This window comes from Enterobacter sp. 22452 (assembly GCF_052045065.1).
In the GTDB taxonomy this organism is placed as follows: domain Bacteria; phylum Pseudomonadota; class Gammaproteobacteria; order Enterobacterales; family Enterobacteriaceae; genus Enterobacter; species Enterobacter mori.
This window is the reverse complement of record NZ_JBQEOB010000009.1, coordinates 17,429-36,710: the sequence shown is the minus strand read 5'-3', so window position 1 is coordinate 36,710 and position 19,282 is coordinate 17,429. Positions and strand designations below refer to the sequence as shown.

Genomic DNA, 19,282 nt, shown 5'->3' with positions numbered 1-19,282 from the left:
GGGCATTTTTTTTAACATTCATAAATCGTTGCAAAACGAATGCTCCGAAAAGAGTGATCTACCGCACATTTCCCTCCCCATCTACCGAAGCGAATGTCTACGCTTATAAGACGCCCGGAAAAACCTGTCTTTTGAACACACAACCGGAGGTCCTTATCACCATGTTCAACCAGAAACTACAGGCTACCGAGAACATCGAGTTCGAGATTGCAGAAGAGCTGCGCTACGAGACCGATCCCTGCGAGTTGAAACTGGATGAGATGATTGAGGCGGAGCCGGAACCGGAAATGATCGAGGGGCTGCCGGCCTCCGACGCCCTGACGCCTGCTGACCGCTACCTTGAACTGTTCGAACACGTGCAGTCATCAAGGCTGTTTGCCGACAGCAAAACCTTCCCCGACTGCGCCCCGAAGATGGATCCGCTGGATATCCTGATCCGCTATCGCAAGGTGAAACGCCATCGGGATTTCGACCTGCGCCAGTTTGTGGAGAACCACTTCTGGCTGCCGGAGACCTACAGCACGGAATATGTTTCGAATCCCGGCCTGTCGCTCAAAGAGCACATTGACAGCCTGTGGCCCGTGCTGACGCGCGAACCGCAGGATCATATTCCCTGGTCGTCCCTGCTGGCGCTGCCGCAGGCGTATATCGTCCCCGGCGGGCGATTCAGCGAGACGTACTACTGGGATTCGTACTTCTCCATGCTGGGGCTGGCGGAGAGTGGCCGTAACGATCTGCTGAAGTGTATGGCGGATAACTTCGCCTGGCTTATCGAGCGTTACGGTCATATCCCGAACGGTAACCGCACCTACTATCTCAGCCGCTCCCAGCCGCCCGTATTTGCCCTGATGGTGGAGCTGTTTGAGGAGGACGGGGTGCGCGGCGCGAAGCGTTATCTTGAACACCTGAAGATGGAGCACGCCTTCTGGATGGATGGGGCCGAGTCGCTGCTGCTTAACCAGGCCTACCGCAGCGCGGTGCGTATGCCGGATGGCTCACTGCTTAACCGTTACTGGGATGACCGCGACACGCCGCGCGACGAATCGTGGATCGAGGACGTGGAGACGGCGCGCCACTCTGGCCGTCCGCCGAATGAGGTTTACCGCGATTTACGCGCCGGGGCGGCGTCTGGCTGGGATTACTCCTCCCGCTGGCTTCGTGAGCCGGGTCGACTTGCCAGCACCCGCACCACGCAGTTTATCCCTATCGATTTGAACGCCTTCCTGTTCAAACTGGAAAGCGCTATTGCCAATATCTCTGCTTCGAAAGGAGATAAAGAGACGGCCGACCTGTTCCGCCAGAAAGCCAGCGATCGCCGCGCGGCGGTTAACCGCTATTTATGGGATGAAGAGAACGGCTGTTATCGGGATTACGACTGGCGACGTGAAGATATGGCGCTGTTCTCAGCGGCCAGCATTGTGCCACTGTATGTTAGCATGGCAACGCACGAGCAGGCTGAACGCTTGTCAGATGCGGTCAAGGCGCGGCTGCTAACGCCGGGCGGGATTCTGGCGACCGAGTACGAAACCGGCGAGCAGTGGGATAAACCCAACGGCTGGGCACCGCTGCAGTGGATGGCGATTCAGGGGTTCAAGCAGTACGGCAACGACTCGCTGGGCGACGAGATCGCCTGGAGCTGGCTGCACACGGTGAACCATTTTTATCAGACTCACCATAAGCTGATTGAGAAGTACCACATCGCCAGCAGCACGCCGCGTGAAGGTGGGGGTGGGGAGTACCCGCTTCAGGACGGCTTCGGCTGGACGAACGGCGTAGTGCGGCGGCTGATTGGGCTGTATGGGGAGCCTTAAGTGGGGTGCGGTTAGGTGCCCTCACCCCTCACCCTAACCCTCTCCCCTGAGGGGAGAGGGGACTGCGCGGTGCGGTCTTTTCCCCCTCGCCCCTCTGGGGAGAGGGCTGGGGTGAGGGGAAGAATTTAGCGGATCACCTCATAAATGGCAGTCTGAATAGCCTGCCATTTTTTCGTCTCTGAGCCCGGCTGTGCCTGGGCACGCCGTTTCGCCATATCCGCGTCGTGCTGCTGGCGCTTCACAACAGCGGGTACGGTGCAAAACGCTTTTAAATAGTCTTTACGCGTTGACGTCAGAGACTCACCGTTAGCCATCGCGTGGCTAAGCGTGTTGATAAAACGTCGGCACGGCTTCTCTTCCACCATGTTTTGCCGATAGCGCAGCATCAGTTCCAGCACGTCGTCATGGTCTGACGACATCGCCTCTTCCGTCCAGGACAGCTTCCAGTCCATGCCACCCTGCAAGAAAAGCAGCGCCACGCGAGTGTCATTGCGGTTGATGGCTGAACGGAAATTATTCTCGTCCCAGGTAACGCCCATGCGCGTCAGCGTTTCACGCGAGGAAGGCGTTTCACGCATCTCCTCTACTGGAGGCGTGGCTGCGGCACTCGCCGCGACGTGCTGCGGTTTACCGCTGGTCACAAGCCAGACTCCCCCGGCAATAATCGCAATCACCATGACGCCAACCGCGCCCCACAGCACGCCGGAAATGAGCTGCTCGCGCTGTTCAGGCGTTCGCGGTGCGCGCTGGGTGGGCTTTTCAATGGTGTCACGCACCTCGAACAGATCGCCACCCGTGACCCGGTCCATTTTCTGCGCCTTTTCCCAGAAGGCATGCAGTTCGCTGGCATCCACGGCCAGTAATCCCGCCGGATTGATGCGTGTTCTTCCCTCTTCAAACGCGCGCTGAACGGGTCGGGTGACTTGCGTATAGTAGCGATCGAGCAGCAGGATTTGCGCGGAACTTAATGCCCGCTGCACGGTAATGCTGTTGCGGATTTGTCGGATGTCATCAAGGAAGGTTTGCAGGGTGATGCGCGGCTCCACCAGCAGCGTCAGCATGGCGGGATCGCTAAACAGTGACGCGTAGTAACGGCTAAATTCTTTTTTATCCACCAGCAGCTGCGCCAGCTCGCTGAACATCATGCCGCTCAACACATCATTAATGTCGCCCAGCTTCAGCCAGCGACGAACGCGATCGGCATTAAACAGGGTCTTGAGATGATTATTCAACCGCACCTGATCGGGCCACGCCTGCTGGATCAGCCCCTTCATCATCAATTCGATAGCACGCACCTGCTTATGCGCCTGCTGCTGTTGGATTTCGCTACCGTGCGCCAGCTCAGTGTTGTAAGTCAGAAGAGGCTGCTGGAGACGAAGATGCTCCAGAGTCGTCACAAACCGCATCGCCGCAATCAGCTGATTTTCAGTGACATCCTGCCCGCTTTCATACTGAGGCACGCGCTGCTGCAGCAGGCGCAGCTGTAGGGTAAATGTCGACATTTCTGCATCGTTCAGGTTGAGTTGCTTCGCAACAGCAGTCCATCCCCCCAGACCTAAGCGGGCACTGTCCAGTTGTTCCAGAAACCAGCGTGGATCTTTTCCTTCAGAAGCATGTACATTCAGCAGGAGCAGAATTTCGACTGACGCCTGACGAATAACCGCAAGACAGTGTTCAAACTGTTCGCGAATGGGGTGTGATGTGCTGAGAGTCATTGTATTCCTTCAGAGACAATGAAAACGCCTGGGCCAGGCATGAAACAGCCTTTTTTTCTTTTATTTATACGATGTTAAACATACCTGACTTTCTGTTGAAATAAAGTGACAACCTTATAATCATTTAAAATGTTTCAGGAGAATCTGAATGCCCGTATTAACGACCGCGCGTCTCACCTGTTCACCGCTGCACGAGCAGGACTGGCCATTTTTTCTTGCGCTACAGCACGATCCCGACGTCATGCGCTTTGTGGCGGAAAACCGTCCTCTGGCAGAGATCCGCGCCGCGTTCGATTCTCGTCTCGTCCCATGGTCGCCGGGCAGTGCGCACTGGCTTTGCCTCACCGTGCGTGATGCGGCCTCACAGGCTCCGCTGGGCGTCACGGGTTACATTCATCGGGACGAGGATTGTGCCGAAGTCGGATTCCTTTTCGCACCTGCGGCACACGGGAAAGGTTACGGCTTCGAATCGCTGCGGGCGCTTTGCGATTATGCCTTTCTTCAGGGCGGTATTCGTCGGCTTACCGCCACCGTCACGGCGGGAAATATTGCGTCAAAGCGTGTACTGGAAAAAACAGGTTTTCAACTGGAAGGCGAACTGCGCGAGAATTATTACCTTGGCGGTCAGTGGCAAAATGACTGGCTATTTGGCTTATTGAAGCATGAATACCTGAATAATAATCCCTGAGCAATAGCCATTTGGCGGATATTTCTCCCGCGTCGTTTCCTCTACAGTGTTGCCATTAAGAGGAAACGAATATGCCAGGTTCTACGCTAAAGATATCGTCTGCTGCGATTGCGTTAATTAAAAAAAATCAGGGGCTTTCCCTGGAGAAATATCGTGACATAAACGGGATATGGGTTATCGGATATGGTCACGTCATCCACCCGCGGGAAGATTTTCGCCGTCTTATCACCCCCATCGAGGCAGAATATTTGCTCCACGGCGATTTGCAATTATGCGAGGCGCTGCTGCGGGAAAATGTGACGATCCCCTTAACCCAACAGCAGCATGACGCGCTGATATTAATGATATTCAGCTTCGGTGAGACACCCCTGGCGAAAGCGCTGCTTCAGGCCGTTGAGCGGGTGTAGTACATGGCCGCCTGCGTTCTGTTTTTGACATCCAGCCGACGGAAAAGCGCTTCCAGATGGGCTTTTACCGTTGCCGCGCTGATATTCAGGCTGCGGCTAATTTCCTTATTTGACTCCCCGGCAGCCAGGCGTTTCAACACTTCACGCTGACGCTCGCTTAGCGTTAATAATGCTTCCTGCGAAGCCTGCTGCCTGAGCCACTCCCCGGGAAAACAGATCATCCCTCTGGACACGGAATCCAGCACGGCGGCGAATCGTTCCGGGCTCGCATTGCGGGGAATAATCGCCATCACGTTTCGCTGCATCATCTGCTCGCCCCATCTGGTCTCTTTTCTCGCCAGAACCATCACCACGCGGAGTGCCGGGAAGCGATGTATGACTTCCTCCAGGAAAGCGATGCCCTCTTTCTGAATTAAATCCCCGTCAATCATTACGATAGCGGCGGGTGACGCGGACAACTGCGCCCATAATTCATCAGCCTGACTGGTCCCCGTCATATCTATTTCCGGAATTAACTTTTGCAGACTGTGTATCGCTCCATGAATAAATATCGACTGCCTGTCAAACATGATTACTCGCATCGTTTTTCTCCCTCTGAGAATAGCGAGGGGGGATTCTACAGAGGCATTATTTGAGAAAAAACTCAATGAATGGAGAGGTTACAAATCCACCCGTTTTCTTTATATCTACCCGTATCTGGACACATTTGTCTTAAGGATTTCCTTAAGAGGTTCCCTCCCCTTAAGCGTGCATCTTAGAGGAACATACCGCCTGACACTTCAATACGTTGCGCGTTCATCCAGCCCAGTTTGTCGCTAAGCAGGGCGACAATGGCATCGCCAATGTCGTCCGGCAGGCCCACGCGACCCAGCGCCGTCTGCGACGCCAGCAGTTGATTAAGCTCGGCGTTGTCACGCACGCGTCCGCCGCCAAAGTCGGTTTCAATCGCGCCGGGGGCGATAATGTTGACGGCGATCCCGCGAGCGCCCAGCTCTTTCGCCTGATAGCGGGTCAGCACTTCCATCGCCCCTTTCATCGCCGCATAGGTACCCGAGCCCGGCTGGGTGAAACGGGCCAGACCACTGGAGACGTTCAGAATGCGCCCACCATCCTTTATCAGAGGCAGCAGGGTCTGAGTCAGGAAGAACGGCCCTTTAAAGTGGATGTTCATTGCGTCATCAAACTGGGCTTCCGTCGTCTCGGTATAGGGTGCATATAACCCCGTGCCCGCGTTGTTTAATAAATAATCAAAGGTGTCACGTTGCCAGACCGTCTTCAGGCTTTCCTGCACTTTTTTAGCAAAGTCACCGAAAGTGGAGATTTCGCCGACGTTAAGCTGTAATGCCACCGCCTTAACCCCTTTTTGCTCAATTTCACGCACGACGTTCTGCGCTTCCCGCTCGCTGCTGTTATAGGTCAGGATGATCCCCGTCCCTTCTGCCGCCAGCTTCAAAACCGCATTTTTACCCAGGCCACGGCTACCACCTGTCACTAATGCAATACGTTCACTCATGAGAAACCTCGTTTCGGCTGTTATGGAGATTGAGAAAGAGCTTATTAGGTGATAGAAAATCAATAAAGACAGTGGATAACGCTTCACTGTTTCATTAAGAACAACAATGAGCGCCGCCTATGGATAAAATTCACGCAATGCAATTGTTCATCCGTGTCGCAGAACTGGAGAGTTTTTCCCGCGCGGCGGAGACGCTGAGCCTGCCAAAGGGCAGCGTTTCGCGGCAAATCCAGGCGCTGGAAAACCAGCTGGGCACCCAGCTATTGCACCGTACCACCCGTCGCGTCAGCCTGACGCAGGATGGGATGGTCTATTACGAACGCACAAAAGATCTGCTGGCAAACCTCGACGAACTGGACAGCATGTTCCTTCACGACCCTTCCAGCATCAGCGGACGGTTGCGTGTCGATATGCCCGTTGGCGTTGCGCGAAATTTAGTCATCCCCAAACTGCCCGCCTTTCTGCAACAGTATCCCGGCATCGAACTGGAACTCAGCAGCAGCGACCGTCTGGTGGACGTGATTCGCGAGGGGTTTGACTGCGTGGTGCGCGTGGGCACGCTGAAGGATTCAGGGCTGATAGCCCGACCGCTGGGCAAGCTGTCCGTCATCAACTGCGCCAGTCCGGCGTATCTGACGCGCTTCGGCTATCCTGAGACGCTGGAGGATCTGGCTTCACATGCGGTGATCCACTATGCCGCCACGCTGGGCACACGCCCGCAGGGCTTCGAGTTTTATAACGGCAGCACGACGCAGTGGGTCAAGACGGGCGGTGTATTAACGGTCAACAGCACGGAGACCTACCAGGCTGCCTGCCTTGCGGGGTTAGGCATTATTCAGGTTCCGCGGGTTGGGGTGCGTGATTTACTGCGCGCGAAGAAACTGGTTGAGATCCTCCCGCAGTACCGGGCTGAACCGATGCCCGTTTCGCTGATTTATCCTCACCGCCGTAACCTCTCCCGCCGGGTACATCTGTTTATGGAGTGGCTAACTGAACTCACGAAAGCTTACGTGGACTAGTCGCAAGCTATAATTCAAAAACACATCCAGCTCAACGAAAAGGAAAATGCGCGTGACGCCGGAAAACAATCCGCAACGACCGACTCAACATTTAGAGTATGAACCCATCAAAAAGATGGAAACCGAGCCTGAAGCGCCCGCAACGCCTGGGACAGCCAGCAAAGCGCTGGGCACGGTTACCAGCATGGCAGAAAAGATCCAGCAGCTTCCCATGATTGCGCACCTGATACGCGCCACGGAACGGTTTAACGACCGCATGGGGAATCAGTTTGGGGCGGCCATTACTTACTTTTCTTTCTTATCGATGATCCCGATCCTGATGGTGTCGTTTGCTGCCGCCGGTTTTGTGCTGGCATCACACCCGACGCTGCTGCAGGACATTTTCAATAAGATCCTGATTAACGTCAGCGACCCAACGCTCGCCTCCACGCTGAAAAGCACCATCAATACCGCCGTACAGCAGCGTACTACCGTCGGTATCGTCGGTTTACTGATTGCCCTCTATTCCGGCATTAACTGGATGGGCAACCTGCGTGAAGCCATTCGCGCCCAGTCGCGCGACGTGTGGGAGCGGACGCCGCAGGATCAGGAGAAGATTTGGGTTAAGTATTTTCGTGATTTTGTATCGCTGATTGGTCTGCTCGTGGCGCTGATCGTGACGCTTTCCATCACTTCCGTTGCAGGCTCGGCGCAGCAGATGATCATCTCCGCGCTCTATCTTGATTACATTGAATGGCTGAAGCCCGCGTGGCGCGGGATTGGCCTGGCTATCTCCATTTTTGCCAACTACCTGCTGTTCTTCTGGATCTTCTGGCGCCTGCCGCGCCATCGTCCGCGTAAGAAAGCGCTCATTCGCGGGACGCTCATTGCGGCGATTGGCTTTGAGGTGATTAAAATCGTAATGACCTACACCCTGCCGTCGCTGGTGAAATCCCCGTCCGGCGCGGCGTTTGGCTCCGTACTGGGGCTGATGGCGTTCTTCTACTTCTTCGCTCGCCTGACGTTGTTCTGCGCGGCGTGGATCGCCACTGCCGAGTATAAAGATGACCCGCGCATGCCGGGAAAAACCCACCGCTAAGCCCCCTGTCGGGCTGATATTTCAGCCCGACCAATCATTTCAGCATATAAATCCAGACCGTAACTTTTATTTAACCAAAAACCAGTTTTAATCACTAATATTTGAAAAGTGTGAAGCATTTCATGGAAGATATTTCTCTGGTCTGAAAATTATCCGCTTTTTGTTGCTTTTATCACCGCCTCGCGACTTTGTTACAGATTGAAATGTCGCTTTTGCTATGCGTAATATGGCCTTTCGTTCGTCCAAAAATAAGAAAATATTATGCAAGCAACAGCCACAACACTTAACGAAGGGGCGGAAAACGTTCCGGTCAACTCGCGTAACAAAGTTGTCGTCGCATCGCTGATTGGCACCGCCATTGAGTTCTTCGACTTTTATATTTATGCCACCGCAGCGGTTATCGTCTTCCCGCATATTTTCTTCCCGCAGGGCGACCCGACGGCGGCAACGCTACAGTCTCTGGCAACCTTCGCTATCGCCTTCGTGGCGCGTCCAATTGGTTCAGCGGTCTTTGGTCACTTTGGCGATCGCGTTGGCCGTAAAGTGACGCTTGTGGCGTCGCTGCTGACGATGGGGATTTCGACCGTGGCCATCGGTCTGCTGCCCACTTACGAAACCATCGGCATTCTGGCCCCGGTTCTGCTGGCGCTGGCGCGTTTTGGTCAGGGTCTGGGCCTGGGCGGTGAATGGGGTGGCGCGGCGCTGCTGGCCACCGAGAACGCCCCGGCGCGCAAGCGTGCGCTGTATGGCTCATTTCCACAACTGGGCGCACCGATTGGCTTCTTCTTCGCGAACGGCACCTTCCTGCTGCTCTCCTGGCTGCTGACGGATGAACAGTTCATGAGCTGGGGCTGGCGTATTCCGTTTGTCTTTTCTGCCGTACTGGTGCTGATTGGTCTGTATGTGCGCGTCTCTCTGCACGAAACGCCGGTCTTTGCCAAAGTCGCGGCAGCGAAAAAACAGGTAAAAGTACCGCTGGGAACGCTGCTGACCAAACACGTCCGCGTGACCGTGCTGGGCACCTTTATCATGCTGGCGACGTATACGCTGTTCTACATCATGACCGTCTACTCAATGACGTACAGCACCGCCGCTGCGCCGGTGGGTCTGGGTCTGCCGCGTAACGAAGTGCTGTGGATGCTGATGATGGCGGTGATTGGCTTTGGCGTGATGGTGCCGATTGCGGGTCTGCTGGCGGATAAGTTTGGTCGCCGCTCAAGCATGATTGTGATCACCACGCTGATTATTCTGTTCGCGCTGTTCGTCTTCCCACCGCTGTTGGGTTCCGGTAGCCCTGCACTGGTGATGGCGTATCTGCTGATTGGCCTGAGCCTGATGGGCCTGACCTTCGGCCCGATGGGTGCGCTGCTGCCGGAGCTGTTCCCGACGGAAGTGCGTTACACGGGCGCGTCGTTCTCCTACAACGTTGCCTCTATTCTGGGCGCGTCCGTTGCGCCGTATATCGCGACCTGGCTGCAGGCGAACTATGGTCTGTTCTACGTGGGCGTCTATCTGGCGGCCATGGCAGCACTGACGCTGATTGCGCTGCTGCTGACGCACGAAACTAAGAACCAGTCACTGTAAGCTTATGCCGGGTGGCGGCTACGCCTTACCCGGCCTACGATTCAAATGTAGGCAGGGTAAGCGCAGCGCCACCCGGCAAAAACAGGCTGCACCTTACTTCTTCATCTGCGACAAAATGTTCCGGCACTGATTGGCATCCCCTTCTGACGGCGAAATCAGCGCCAGCAGCGCCGCAGCGGGCGTCACCAGCGTGGCAAGCGCTGCCGCTACCGCACCGCGCGCAATCAGCGGCCCGGGCTTCACGCCCGCCTGCGGATTTTTGAAGGTGCCGCGCACGTAGAGCGGCGAGCGCAGGGTGATGATACGTATCCCCTTACTTTCCGGATCGATGGTGAGGTCAAGTTGCTCAGAGGCCATACTGGCCGTCCCGGTCACGTTGATCACCGCATTCTCCGTATCGAAGGCGAAGATCTGCGGGCGCGCCACGCCGTTGACCAGATCCACGTTTGCCGCCGCGCAGTTCACGCGGACTTCATCGTCGCCGAAAATCTGGCCGATGATAAAGTTACCGACGTTAAGCCCCAGAATTTCCATCAGGTTGCGGCTGATCAGCCCGTCGTTCATCAGCAGTTTCAGGTTACCATTACCGCTACCCAGCAGCGCCGCCACGGAGTTGCCCACGCCGCGAATGTCGGCATCGCCGTTCATCTCACCGAGGGTTCTCTGCATCAGTTCGACGTCAGGCATCAGCTCTTTTAGCTTAAGCCTGCGCGCCTGAATCTCTGCCCGTCCCTGCATCGGCTTTTTGTCGCCTTCGAGATGAATGTTCGAGGAAATCGTTCCGCCCGCCATGCCAAACTTCAAAGGCTGCAGGCGCAGATCGGCGTTTTTCAGGATGATATGCGTCGAGAGATCGCTCAACGGCAGCGTGCTGCCATGCTCAATTTTGCGCCCTTTGAAGCGGACATCGGCATCCATCACGTCCCACTTATCGGTCTCAAAGCGATCGTAAGGCAGCACTTTTCCCGCAGGCTGGATGTCCTTTTTCACCTCTTTTGATTTGGTGCCTTTGCCGGAATCCACGCCAATCAGCGGGCCGAGATCGGCCAGGCGCAGTTGGCGGGACTCGACGTCACCTTCCAGTTTCGGGCGCGGTTTGCCGGTGGTGTAGGTCAGCGAACCGTGAATATCGCTGTCGCCAATGCGGCCGTTGAAATCCTTGTAGTCAAAGACCGACGATTTCTCGGTGTCGATTTTTGCCACCAGATGCCCGTCCGTTTCAAACGGTGGGGTATCCGGCAGCAGCACGCCGGTCAGTTCATACAGCTCACCCAGCGAATCGCCGGCAAACTTCAGCTGCAGGTCGACACCGCCCATGTTCATCGGGTCGTTAACCGTGCCCACGAACGCCACGCGGGTGTTGCCGGAACGGAAATCCGCCTGCATCGGGAACGGTGTGCCCTCGCTCCTGAGCGCCAGCATGCCGCCAATTTTCCCTTTCCCGGTCAGCGGCTGGTCGTTATAGCGCCCTTTTGCCGTCAGACCGAAAACGTAATCGCCCGCTTTGGCGCTGTCGCCTTTGGCCTTGCTGCCCGTGACTTCGCTAAACGGCAGTGGCTTGCCGAGCGGATCGACCAGGATCTCCACGTCTGCTTTGCTGACCTTATCGTCAATGGCGATCCGCCCGCGATCGAAAAGAATGTTATCGAGGCGGAATGACCACGAAGAGGGCTGCGCATTGGGATCTTTCTCGCCGTCGCTGGCAAGGTTAAACGTCCAGTTGTTGTTCTTTTCAGAAAGGCGGATCAGGCGTGCGTCGGGCTGCTGGAGTTTGATCCACGGCAGGTAAACCGTTTTGGTCAGCAGCGCGAGCGGTGCCAGCGTGGCTTCAACGCGCGGCAGGTGAACCATTGTCACGTCAGGGATGTCCGGCGGGTTGCCAAGAATAATGTCATCGGCGTGAACGTGCGGCCAGGGCACCCAGCTTCGCCAGCCGGTTTCCTCTTTCTGCCGTTCCCATACCACACCCAGATCGCCGCGTATGGCAAAGGGTCGGTTCAGCTCAGTTGAGACTTTCTGGTTGATGGTCGGCTTAAGACGGTTCCAGTCGAATGTCGCAATAATGATGATGGTGACCGCGATCAACAACAAGAAAATCCCTGAGATCCAGGCGATAACCCTGGTTGTCTTTGTCATTTTTGTCCCCTTTCCTGATGACCTGTCCTGTAAAACTATAGTCCAGACAAAGGGAAGCGGGCAGTTCAGAGCGTCGTTATCACCGTTTCGAGCGTATCCATCGGCACCGGACGAGAGAGGAAGTAGCCCTGCGCAGCGGCGGCAGGAGAGTTTTGCACATCACGCCACTCTTCCAGCGTTTCAACGCCTTCAACAATCACGCCCTGGCAATAGCGATTCATCAGCTGCAGCAGCAGCGTGAACAGGTTTCGACCTTCCTGCGTCTGGCGCAGCATGATAAAGAGGTCGCGGGCCACTTTGATGTAGTCGTAACGAACTTCGCTAAGGGCCGAGAAGTTCGCCATGCCGGTGCCGAAGTCATCCAGCCACAGCGGGCCAAACTCGCACATGGAGGCAAATGAGGAGTCCTGCGGCAGGCGGACATGCTCCACCAGTTCAAAACGCATCCATGGCAGGGAGGCAATCAGCGCCTGCAATTTCTCGTTCTGACGCAATGCCAGCAGAGTGGGACCGTCGACATTGACCGACGCAAGGATATTGTGCCGGGCGAAAAATGCCTGCTTCGTTGCCAGCATCCGGAGTTGTTCTTCCAGCACATCCAGTCGCTGGCGAACCGCCACCTCCGCAAAATAGCGGTCAGGCGCAATGCGCTGTGAAGGATTCGATGGGTGTGTAACGACCGTTAAAATCTCAATCGCCATCAGCCGACCATCGGTGCGATAGATGGGTTGATAGGTGTACGCTCGATCACATTGCAGCCAGTAGCGATGCTCCTGCAAGTTCTCAATACTTGCCTCTGGCGTAGTGTTCAGCCGCTGGATAACCTGCTCTGACTTCATTTCAGATGTCCTGTTGTATGGGATGACCTTTTTGGACTCGTCACTGGGTTATCGGCGCGCTAATTGAGAACTTTATGTTCAATTAGCCGGGAAAATGAAATTAAGATGACAGAAATTTGCAGGAACACGCGCTGGCTCAAAAAAAATATTGGAACGTCGTTTTAATATGGTTGACCACAAAATTCACTCAACGCACACTACCGTAAATTACTCTGTTCAGGTTCACGACTATGTCCAAAAAAATTGCCGTGATTGGCGAATGCATGATTGAGCTGTCCCAAAAAGGCGAGGAAGTCAGCCGCGGTTTTGGTGGCGATACATTAAACACATCTGTTTATATTGCCCGTCAGGTTGCTCCTGACGCACTGAGCGTGAACTACGTTACTGCGCTTGGGACGGACAGCTTCAGCGAGCAGATGCTGGCGTCCTGGCAGAGCGAGAATGTTCACACCTCCCTTATCCAGCGTATGGAAAACCGCCTGCCGGGTCTGTATTACATCGAAACTGACAGCACCGGCGAGCGCACCTTCTACTACTGGCGTAACGAAGCCGCCGCCAAATTCTGGCTGGAAAGCGATGCCGCCGCCGCCATTTGCGAAGAGCTGGCCACCTTTGACTATCTCTATCTGAGCGGGATCAGCCTGGCGATCCTGAGCCCGGAAAGCCGGGAAAAGCTGCTGTCTCTGCTGCGCGAATGCCGTGCCAACGGCGGCAAGGTGATCTTCGATAATAACTATCGCCCTCGCCTGTGGGCCAGCCGCGAAGAGACGCAGCAGGTTTATCAGCAGATGCTGGAATGCACCGACATCGCATTCCTGACCCTGGATGATGAAGACGCCCTGTGGGGTGAGAAGCCCGTGGATGAGGTTATCTCACGCACTCAGGCTGCCGGCGTGAGCGAAGTGGTGATTAAACGCGGTGCGGATTCATGCCTGGTTGCCATCGCGGGCGAAGCGGTGGTTGAGGTACCTGCGGTGAAACTGGCGAAAGAGAAAGTGATTGATACGACGGCGGCGGGAGATTCTTTCAGCGCGGGGTATCTGGCGGTACGCCTGACGGGTGGGACACCTGAAGCGGCGGCACAGCGTGGTCACCTAACGGCGAGTACCGTGATTCAGTATCGCGGGGCGATTATTCCACGTGAGGCGATGCCTGTTTAAATAAGGTGCGGGCTGATGCCCTCACCCTAACCCTCTCCCACAGGGAGAGGGAACAAAGAACCAGGGTCTTACTGACCCTGCGGAATATCGCTCGCATCCTGGTGCAAATCATCCGCCGATGCAGCCTGTGCAGGCTGCGCTTCAGGCGCCATAATCGCATCCCAGGTCGCTTTCAGTTCCTTCATGTTATATTCCGGCTCGCCTTGCGGCTGCAGCAGAATCAACGCCATATCCTGCGATAGCTGCTGACGTAAATCCTGATTTAACATCTCTACGGTCAGACCGCTGAGAAAATCCTGGCGCAGCTTTTGATACTGCTCCGGCGCGATATCGACCACCTGGTTTTGCAGGGAGCGAATACGCTGGCTAATCAGGATATCGGTATCGGCGCGAGCATAGGTGGCGAACAGTTTCTGCAGCTCAAGTGATTTCTGCGCGACCAGCGCGTTGAACTCCTCTTCAGAGAGCCCCTCTTTACGCACTTTTGCCAGCTCTTTCGCCACCACGCCCAGGTTCGTATTCAGCTTATCGCCCGGCGATTCAACGTTAATGGCGCACTGCGCACGCTGGAACAATACCCGGCAGTCAAAGCCCAGACCAATGTTCTTCACGTTGTTTTTACTTAGCGTTTGCTGGACGTGCCAGAACAGCGCTTCACGCGCCAGGTCTGCACGCCAGTAGCGCAGCAGCGCGGCGGATTCGCGAATAGGCTGCCAGGCGGTGTCCCACATCATAGAGAGACGATCCTGACGCACGGTGTCCGTCATGATGCTGACAGATTCAGGACGCAGCGGCGAAAGGGTCGGTACGGGCGCAGGCGTTTCACGCTTGCCTTTAAGCTCACCAAACACTTTGTTGATTTGCTCGACGACCGCACGGCTATCCACATTGCCGACCACGATCAGGGTCATCGCATCCGGGGTGTACCATTTCTGGTAGAACGATTTGACCTGCTCGGCATCCACAGGCTGCTTCAGCGGCTCTGCCGGATCGTGACCGAGCAGCGTTGACCCTTTCAGGCGGTAGCGCCACCAGCCCTCTTTAGTATCGACAGGCCAGGTCGCCACCATGTCACTGTTACTCAGCGCATAGTTGACGGTTTCCGGCGTCACCGACAGGTTACCGGTGGCGTCGGAGAGATAGGTCAGCGCCTCTTTCAGCAGGTCGTTACGGTTATTTGGCAGACTCAGGTTGAACATGGTGTAGTCGTATGACACAACCGCAGGGGGGAGAGGACGTTTCGGGTCGATGGCCTGTTGCCAGAGCGAACGCACCTGCACCGCCTGCAAACTGCCGCTCTGGGTGAGCGCCAGTCGAGGAATAAAGTGGCTGAAGCCAGTCTGCTGGGTGCTTTCAGTGAGGGAGCCGGTATTCACTGACAAACGAATTTCAATACGATCGCTGGGACGCTGCGGAGTCGCTAACAACTGCCACTGAAAACCATTCGCCAGGGTCCCTTGTTGCCAGGCCGGGTCTGGCTGGAGCGCATCTGCCTGCACATAACTGGCTGCTGCCATCATCAGCAAACCGCCGGTTAAGAGTCGAATTTTTGTGCCCTGCATGTGAACCCCTGATCAACATTCCTGGTTAAAAAGAGTGTCTCGTGACGTGAGCACTCTAAAGATGACGATGAAAACACTCCGATTAGACCGCGTGTTAAGCCAAACGTCACGGAGGGAAGTGAAATATACCCAAAAAAAATCTTGTCGAAGTATGACAGGTATGAAGCATTATTATGCGCAGGAGCCCGCATCCCGACAAGGGAATGCGGGCAATTATGACGTGATTAAGAGGATAAACCTGCTGATTTGCTGTCAGTTGGGCGATTATTTAACGTATCGGTGAGCTTTTTGTGATCCAGCTCTTTCACCCATTTCGCCACCACCACCGTAGCCACACCGTTACCCACCAGGTTGGTTAAGGCGCGCGCTTCAGACATAAAGCGGTCAATACCCAGGATCAGCGCCAGGCCAGCCACCGGCAGGTGTCCCACCGCTGAAATGGTCGCCGCCAGCACAATGAACCCACTTCCGGTAACACCCGCCGCCCCTTTCGAGGAGAGCAGGAGCACCACCAGCAGGGTGATTTGATGGAAGATATCCATATGGCTGTTGGTCGCCTGGGCGATAAACACCGCGGCCATCGTCAGGTATATCGAGGTGCCGTCCAGGTTAAAGGAGTAGCCCGTCGGGATCACCAGCCCCACCACCGACTTCCGGCAGCCCAGTTTTTCCATCTTATCGAGCATACGCGGCAGCGCCGACTCAGAGGACGAGGTGCCCAGAACAATCAGTAACTCTTCGCGGATGTAGCGGATGAACTTGAAGATGCTGAACCCCGCCGCACGGGCGATGGAGCCCAGCACCACCACCACAAACAGAATACAGGTGATGTAGAAGCAGATAATCAGCTGACCCAGCTGTACCAGTGTGCCGACGCCGTATTTACCGATGGTAAATGCCATCGCGCCGAAGGCACCGATCGGGGCCAGACGCATGATCATGTTGATGATGCCGAAGATGACCTGCGAGAAGCTTTCAATGACGTTGAAGATGAGCTGGCCTTTGCTGCCCAGACGGTGCAGGGCAAAGCCAAACATCACGGCAAACAGCAGCACCTGCAGGATATTGCCACTGGCGAATGCGCCGATAACGCTGCTCGGAATCACGTCGAGCAGGAAGGCGACAACCCCCTGATCTTTCGCTTGCTCGGCGTAAACGGCTACCGCCTTCGCATCGAGCGTGGCCGGGTCAACGTTCATTCCCGCGCCAGGCTGAACGACGTTAACAATGATCAGGCCGATAATCAGGGCAAGCGTACTGACCACTTCGAAATAGAGAAGCGCCACTGCACCGGTACGGCCGACCGCCTTCATGCTTTCCATGCCAGCGATACCCGTCACCACCGTACAGAAGATGACCGGGGCAATGACCATTTTGATGAGCTTCACGAATGCGTCGCCAAGCGGCTTCATTTGTGCGCCCAGTTCAGGGTAATAGTGGCCAAGCAGAATACCGACTGCGATGGCTGTCAGGACCTGAAAGTAAAGGCTTTTGAAGATTGAGGTTTTCATAGGGTGTCCTTGGGAAGAAAAACCACAGGCTTTTTAAGGTTATGGTTAACCTGCGGCTCTAAAATAACACCCACATAACAGGACAGAAATAAACCAGGTTCAAATTTGAAACACAAATGTTAAGAACTTTGAACTGACTCGCACAAGCCAGCAACAAAATTACACTTTTGCGTTATTGCCCACGTCGGCAAGGTAGCTTTTTTCGAAGATGTCCGACGGCACGGCCCGGCCAAATAAGAAGCCCTGGCCGCCCTCTACACCCGCTTTAGCCAGCCAGTCTCGCTGGTCTTCATTTTCGATACCTTCAGCAATCACATGCAGGTTGAGACTGCGCGCCATCTGGATAATGGCCTCGACCATACTGCTGTCTTCCGGTAGCCCATCGACAAAGGTTTTGTCGATTTTCAGCACGTCGACCGGCAGCGTTTTCATATGCTGAAGCTGCCGCAGTCCGGCGTAGCCCATACCGAAATCGTCCAGCGCGATGCGAACACCCGCGTTACGCAGCGGTTTCAGGATCGCCACGGCTTCGTTCGGGTCGTCAATACGACGGCTCTCCGTCACTTCCAGAATCAGCGTGTCCGGCTGGATGCGATAGCGGTGGATCAGCTCCAGCAGCTCCGACACCATGGTCGGGTGCATCAGCTGTAAGGCGGAGAGGTTTACCGACAGCGGCAGGGTGATACCCCGCTCCTGCCAGGCCGCAAGCTGGCGGCAGGACTCTTCCAGCACCCAGTACCCCACGCTGACCATCAGGCCACAGGATTCGATCCGGTCTATCAGCCCCTCAGGCAGTTCCCACGAGCCATCCGGCTGCTGCATACGCAGCAACGCTTCGGCACTGTTCACTTCACCGGTGAGCAAATTGACCTGCGGCTGCAGCCAGATGGCAAACTGGCGGTTGTCCAGCGCGGTCAGTATGTCGCTCTCTTCGGTCAGACGCTGCTGCGCCTTTTCCATCTGCTCCGGGTCGAAGAACTGGATCTGATTCTTCCCTTTGCGTCGCGCGGTGAAGGCCGCTGAGAATGCGCGACGGTAAAGCTGCTCTGCCGTCAGGTCGCCGTAGAACATCGCAATCCCGATACTGGCGCTCGGACGAAGCTGGATCCCCTGAATCGGTAACCGCTCATTAATGACAGTGAGCACTTGCTGACCTAGCGTAATAGCGTGCCATGGCTCTTTCACCCCATGCGCGATGATCACCAGGTCATAGCCGCTAACCTGAGTCAGCACCATGCGTGGGGCAAGCACCGATTTCACCTTTTCCACCAGCGTCAGGAGCAGCATTTCACGCTGGCTCTCCTTGAGCACACCCGCCGTATCCTGCAAGGTTTCGCAGGCGACCACCATCAGCGCGGTGGTCTGTTGGCGGGCAACCGTCTGCTCCAGCATCGCCATCAGGAAGGCTTTATTTGGCAAATCGGACACCGGGAAACGGGTAGCACTGATATTGAGTTCATCCTGCTGGCGCATAATGCGCTGCTGATTGATGTTGTAGCTGCGCACCAGCATGCCGATTTCATCGTCATGATGCAGACGCGGTAGCGCAATCTGGTGGCCTATCTGCTCCTGCGGCGGGAGATCGTTCAGCTCTCTGGCGATGCGGCGCAACGGATGCACAATCAAACGGTTAATACACCAGGTGAGCGCGACGCTCAAAATAAGCGTCAAAAGTAAGTAAGCAGTCACTAACGTCGCAACCCAACTCATGACAAACTTATACATGCGATAAGAGTCTGACTGAAGGACAAGGTAGGCTAACGGCTGAGGGTTGGCCGGACGTTCCAGTGAATAGATGGGCAGGGAAATTTGCACCGGTAGCTCAAACATGCGCATGACCATGACCGGAACGGGGCGTTCAGGAATGAAGCGCATCCGTAACGCCTGAAACTGATTAGGCAGAACGACATCCGCGCGGCTGACAATACCCGCAGGCTGGATGCGTTTTAAAATGGTTTCCGCGTCGGGAATGTCCCCTTTCAGGATCGCGGCCGACAGCGGCTCACGCACCTCGCGGGCAATACTTTCGAGTTGCGAAGCCGTGTTGTAGCGATTCTGCTGTACGGCATGAAACAGCAAAATAACGCTGAAGAGAAAGACAAACAGCATCGTGACGGCTGAAACCATCGCCATCTGTTTGATCGTTAAAGAACGGCTAACACGCAAAATGACTCTCCACAGAACTCGAAGCGCAGGGCGCACCAGGGAGTGAACCTGGTGCGCCTGAGTATACCCGATTGCTGCACTTTTAAGAGAGAC

At 55.5% G+C, this 19,282-nt stretch carries 15 protein-coding genes; 7 read left to right on the top strand and 8 right to left on the bottom strand.

Features of this window, described 5'->3' with window-relative positions:
- Positions 1–161: 161 nt before the first annotated feature.
- Complete coding sequence (locus ACTJJA_RS20465) at positions 162–1,811, top strand: alpha,alpha-trehalase (RefSeq protein ID WP_440669050.1); 1,650 nt, start codon at positions 162–164, stop codon at positions 1,809–1,811.
- Positions 1,812–1,936: 125 nt separating this feature from the next.
- On the opposite strand, the gene ACTJJA_RS20460 is transcribed toward ACTJJA_RS20465, so the two are convergent.
- The gene (locus ACTJJA_RS20460) at positions 1,937–3,526 is read right to left on the bottom strand and encodes an STY4199 family HEPN domain-containing protein (protein WP_440669049.1); all 1,590 of its coding nucleotides are present in this window, start codon (positions 3,524–3,526) and stop codon (positions 1,937–1,939) included.
- 148 nt (positions 3,527–3,674) lie between these two features.
- Here ACTJJA_RS20460 and ACTJJA_RS20455 point away from each other — a divergent pair, with 148 nt between their 5' ends.
- Positions 3,675–4,214, top strand: a complete 540-nt coding sequence (locus ACTJJA_RS20455) for a GNAT family N-acetyltransferase (RefSeq protein ID WP_440669048.1) — start codon at positions 3,675–3,677, stop codon at positions 4,212–4,214.
- A gap of 71 nt (positions 4,215–4,285) precedes the next feature.
- Positions 4,286–4,621: a lysozyme gene (locus ACTJJA_RS20450; RefSeq protein WP_440669047.1), complete on the top strand. Its 336-nt coding sequence runs from the start codon at positions 4,286–4,288 to the stop codon at positions 4,619–4,621.
- Here ACTJJA_RS20450 and ACTJJA_RS20445 read toward each other — a convergent pair.
- Both ACTJJA_RS20445 and ACTJJA_RS20440 read right to left on the bottom strand, forming a co-directional pair.
- On the bottom strand, positions 4,600–5,202 hold the full coding sequence (locus ACTJJA_RS20445) for a response regulator transcription factor (protein ID WP_431139323.1): 603 nt from the start codon (positions 5,200–5,202) through the stop codon (positions 4,600–4,602). The genes ACTJJA_RS20450 and ACTJJA_RS20445 overlap by 22 nt on opposite strands.
- A 173-nt stretch (positions 5,203–5,375) precedes the next feature.
- A complete protein-coding gene (locus ACTJJA_RS20440; protein ID WP_440669046.1) occupies positions 5,376–6,134 on the bottom strand; it encodes an SDR family NAD(P)-dependent oxidoreductase in 759 nt (252 codons plus the stop codon).
- Positions 6,135–6,253: 119 nt separating this feature from the next.
- On the opposite strand from ACTJJA_RS20440, the gene ACTJJA_RS20435 reads away from it, so the two are divergent.
- The 3 genes from ACTJJA_RS20435 to ACTJJA_RS20425 all read left to right on the top strand — a co-directional run bounded on the left by ACTJJA_RS20435 (position 6,254) and on the right by ACTJJA_RS20425 (position 9,815).
- On the top strand, positions 6,254–7,153 hold the full coding sequence (locus tag ACTJJA_RS20435; protein ID WP_089598702.1) for a LysR family transcriptional regulator: 900 nt from the start codon (positions 6,254–6,256) through the stop codon (positions 7,151–7,153).
- A 52-nt stretch (positions 7,154–7,205) separates the two neighbouring features.
- Positions 7,206–8,231: an inner membrane protein YhjD gene (yhjD, locus tag ACTJJA_RS20430; protein ID WP_089598703.1), complete on the top strand. Its 1,026-nt coding sequence runs from the start codon at positions 7,206–7,208 to the stop codon at positions 8,229–8,231.
- Between the two features lie 261 nt (positions 8,232–8,492).
- Positions 8,493–9,815 (top strand): MFS transporter, encoded by a 1,323-nt coding sequence (locus tag ACTJJA_RS20425; RefSeq protein WP_211447904.1) that lies wholly within the window; start codon positions 8,493–8,495, stop codon positions 9,813–9,815.
- Positions 9,816–9,908: 93 nt separating this feature from the next.
- On the opposite strand, the gene ACTJJA_RS20420 is transcribed toward ACTJJA_RS20425, so the two are convergent.
- Positions 9,909–11,951, bottom strand: coding sequence for an AsmA family protein (locus ACTJJA_RS20420; RefSeq protein ID WP_440669045.1), 2,043 nt, complete (start codon positions 11,949–11,951; stop codon positions 9,909–9,911).
- A gap of 65 nt (positions 11,952–12,016) precedes the next feature.
- Positions 12,017–12,790 (bottom strand): cyclic-guanylate-specific phosphodiesterase, encoded by a 774-nt coding sequence (pdeH, locus tag ACTJJA_RS20415; protein WP_303569397.1) that lies wholly within the window; start codon positions 12,788–12,790, stop codon positions 12,017–12,019.
- Positions 12,791–13,020: 230 nt separating this feature from the next.
- On the opposite strand from pdeH, the gene ACTJJA_RS20410 reads away from it, so the two are divergent.
- Positions 13,021–13,950, top strand: coding sequence for a sugar kinase (locus tag ACTJJA_RS20410; RefSeq protein WP_089599343.1), 930 nt, complete (start codon positions 13,021–13,023; stop codon positions 13,948–13,950).
- A gap of 68 nt (positions 13,951–14,018) precedes the next feature.
- Here ACTJJA_RS20410 and ACTJJA_RS20405 read toward each other — a convergent pair whose 3' ends face one another.
- The 3 genes from ACTJJA_RS20405 to hmsP all read right to left on the bottom strand — a co-directional run bounded on the left by ACTJJA_RS20405 (position 14,019) and on the right by hmsP (position 19,189).
- On the bottom strand, positions 14,019–15,512 hold the full coding sequence (locus ACTJJA_RS20405) for a M16 family metallopeptidase (protein WP_108417653.1): 1,494 nt from the start codon (positions 15,510–15,512) through the stop codon (positions 14,019–14,021).
- Positions 15,513–15,736: 224 nt separating this feature from the next.
- On the bottom strand, positions 15,737–17,023 hold the full coding sequence (locus ACTJJA_RS20400) for a dicarboxylate/amino acid:cation symporter (protein WP_010426035.1): 1,287 nt from the start codon (positions 17,021–17,023) through the stop codon (positions 15,737–15,739).
- A gap of 159 nt (positions 17,024–17,182) precedes the next feature.
- On the bottom strand, positions 17,183–19,189 hold the full coding sequence (gene hmsP, locus ACTJJA_RS20395) for a biofilm formation regulator HmsP (RefSeq protein WP_214594975.1): 2,007 nt from the start codon (positions 19,187–19,189) through the stop codon (positions 17,183–17,185).
- Positions 19,190–19,282: the final 93 nt, after the last annotated feature.

Bases quoted from the DNA above. Each gene is read 5' to 3' on its own strand.
- ACTJJA_RS20465 (WP_440669050.1), top strand. From the start codon at position 162: ATGTTCAACCAGAAACTACAGGCTACCGAGAACATCGAGTTCGAGATT.
- ACTJJA_RS20460 (WP_440669049.1), bottom strand. From the start codon at position 3,526: ATGACTCTCAGCACATCACACCCCATTCGCGAACAGTTTGAACACTGT.
- ACTJJA_RS20455 (WP_440669048.1), top strand. From the start codon at position 3,675: ATGCCCGTATTAACGACCGCGCGTCTCACCTGTTCACCGCTGCACGAG.
- ACTJJA_RS20450 (WP_440669047.1), top strand. From the start codon at position 4,286: ATGCCAGGTTCTACGCTAAAGATATCGTCTGCTGCGATTGCGTTAATT.
- ACTJJA_RS20445 (WP_431139323.1), bottom strand. From the start codon at position 5,202: ATGCGAGTAATCATGTTTGACAGGCAGTCGATATTTATTCATGGAGCG.
- ACTJJA_RS20440 (WP_440669046.1), bottom strand. From the start codon at position 6,134: ATGAGTGAACGTATTGCATTAGTGACAGGTGGTAGCCGTGGCCTGGGT.
- ACTJJA_RS20435 (WP_089598702.1), top strand. From the start codon at position 6,254: ATGGATAAAATTCACGCAATGCAATTGTTCATCCGTGTCGCAGAACTG.
- ACTJJA_RS20425 (WP_211447904.1), top strand. From the start codon at position 8,493: ATGCAAGCAACAGCCACAACACTTAACGAAGGGGCGGAAAACGTTCCG.
- ACTJJA_RS20420 (WP_440669045.1), bottom strand. From the start codon at position 11,951: ATGACAAAGACAACCAGGGTTATCGCCTGGATCTCAGGGATTTTCTTG.
- pdeH (WP_303569397.1), bottom strand. From the start codon at position 12,790: ATGAAGTCAGAGCAGGTTATCCAGCGGCTGAACACTACGCCAGAGGCA.
- ACTJJA_RS20410 (WP_089599343.1), top strand. From the start codon at position 13,021: ATGTCCAAAAAAATTGCCGTGATTGGCGAATGCATGATTGAGCTGTCC.
- ACTJJA_RS20405 (WP_108417653.1), bottom strand. From the start codon at position 15,512: ATGCAGGGCACAAAAATTCGACTCTTAACCGGCGGTTTGCTGATGATG.
- ACTJJA_RS20400 (WP_010426035.1), bottom strand. From the start codon at position 17,023: ATGAAAACCTCAATCTTCAAAAGCCTTTACTTTCAGGTCCTGACAGCC.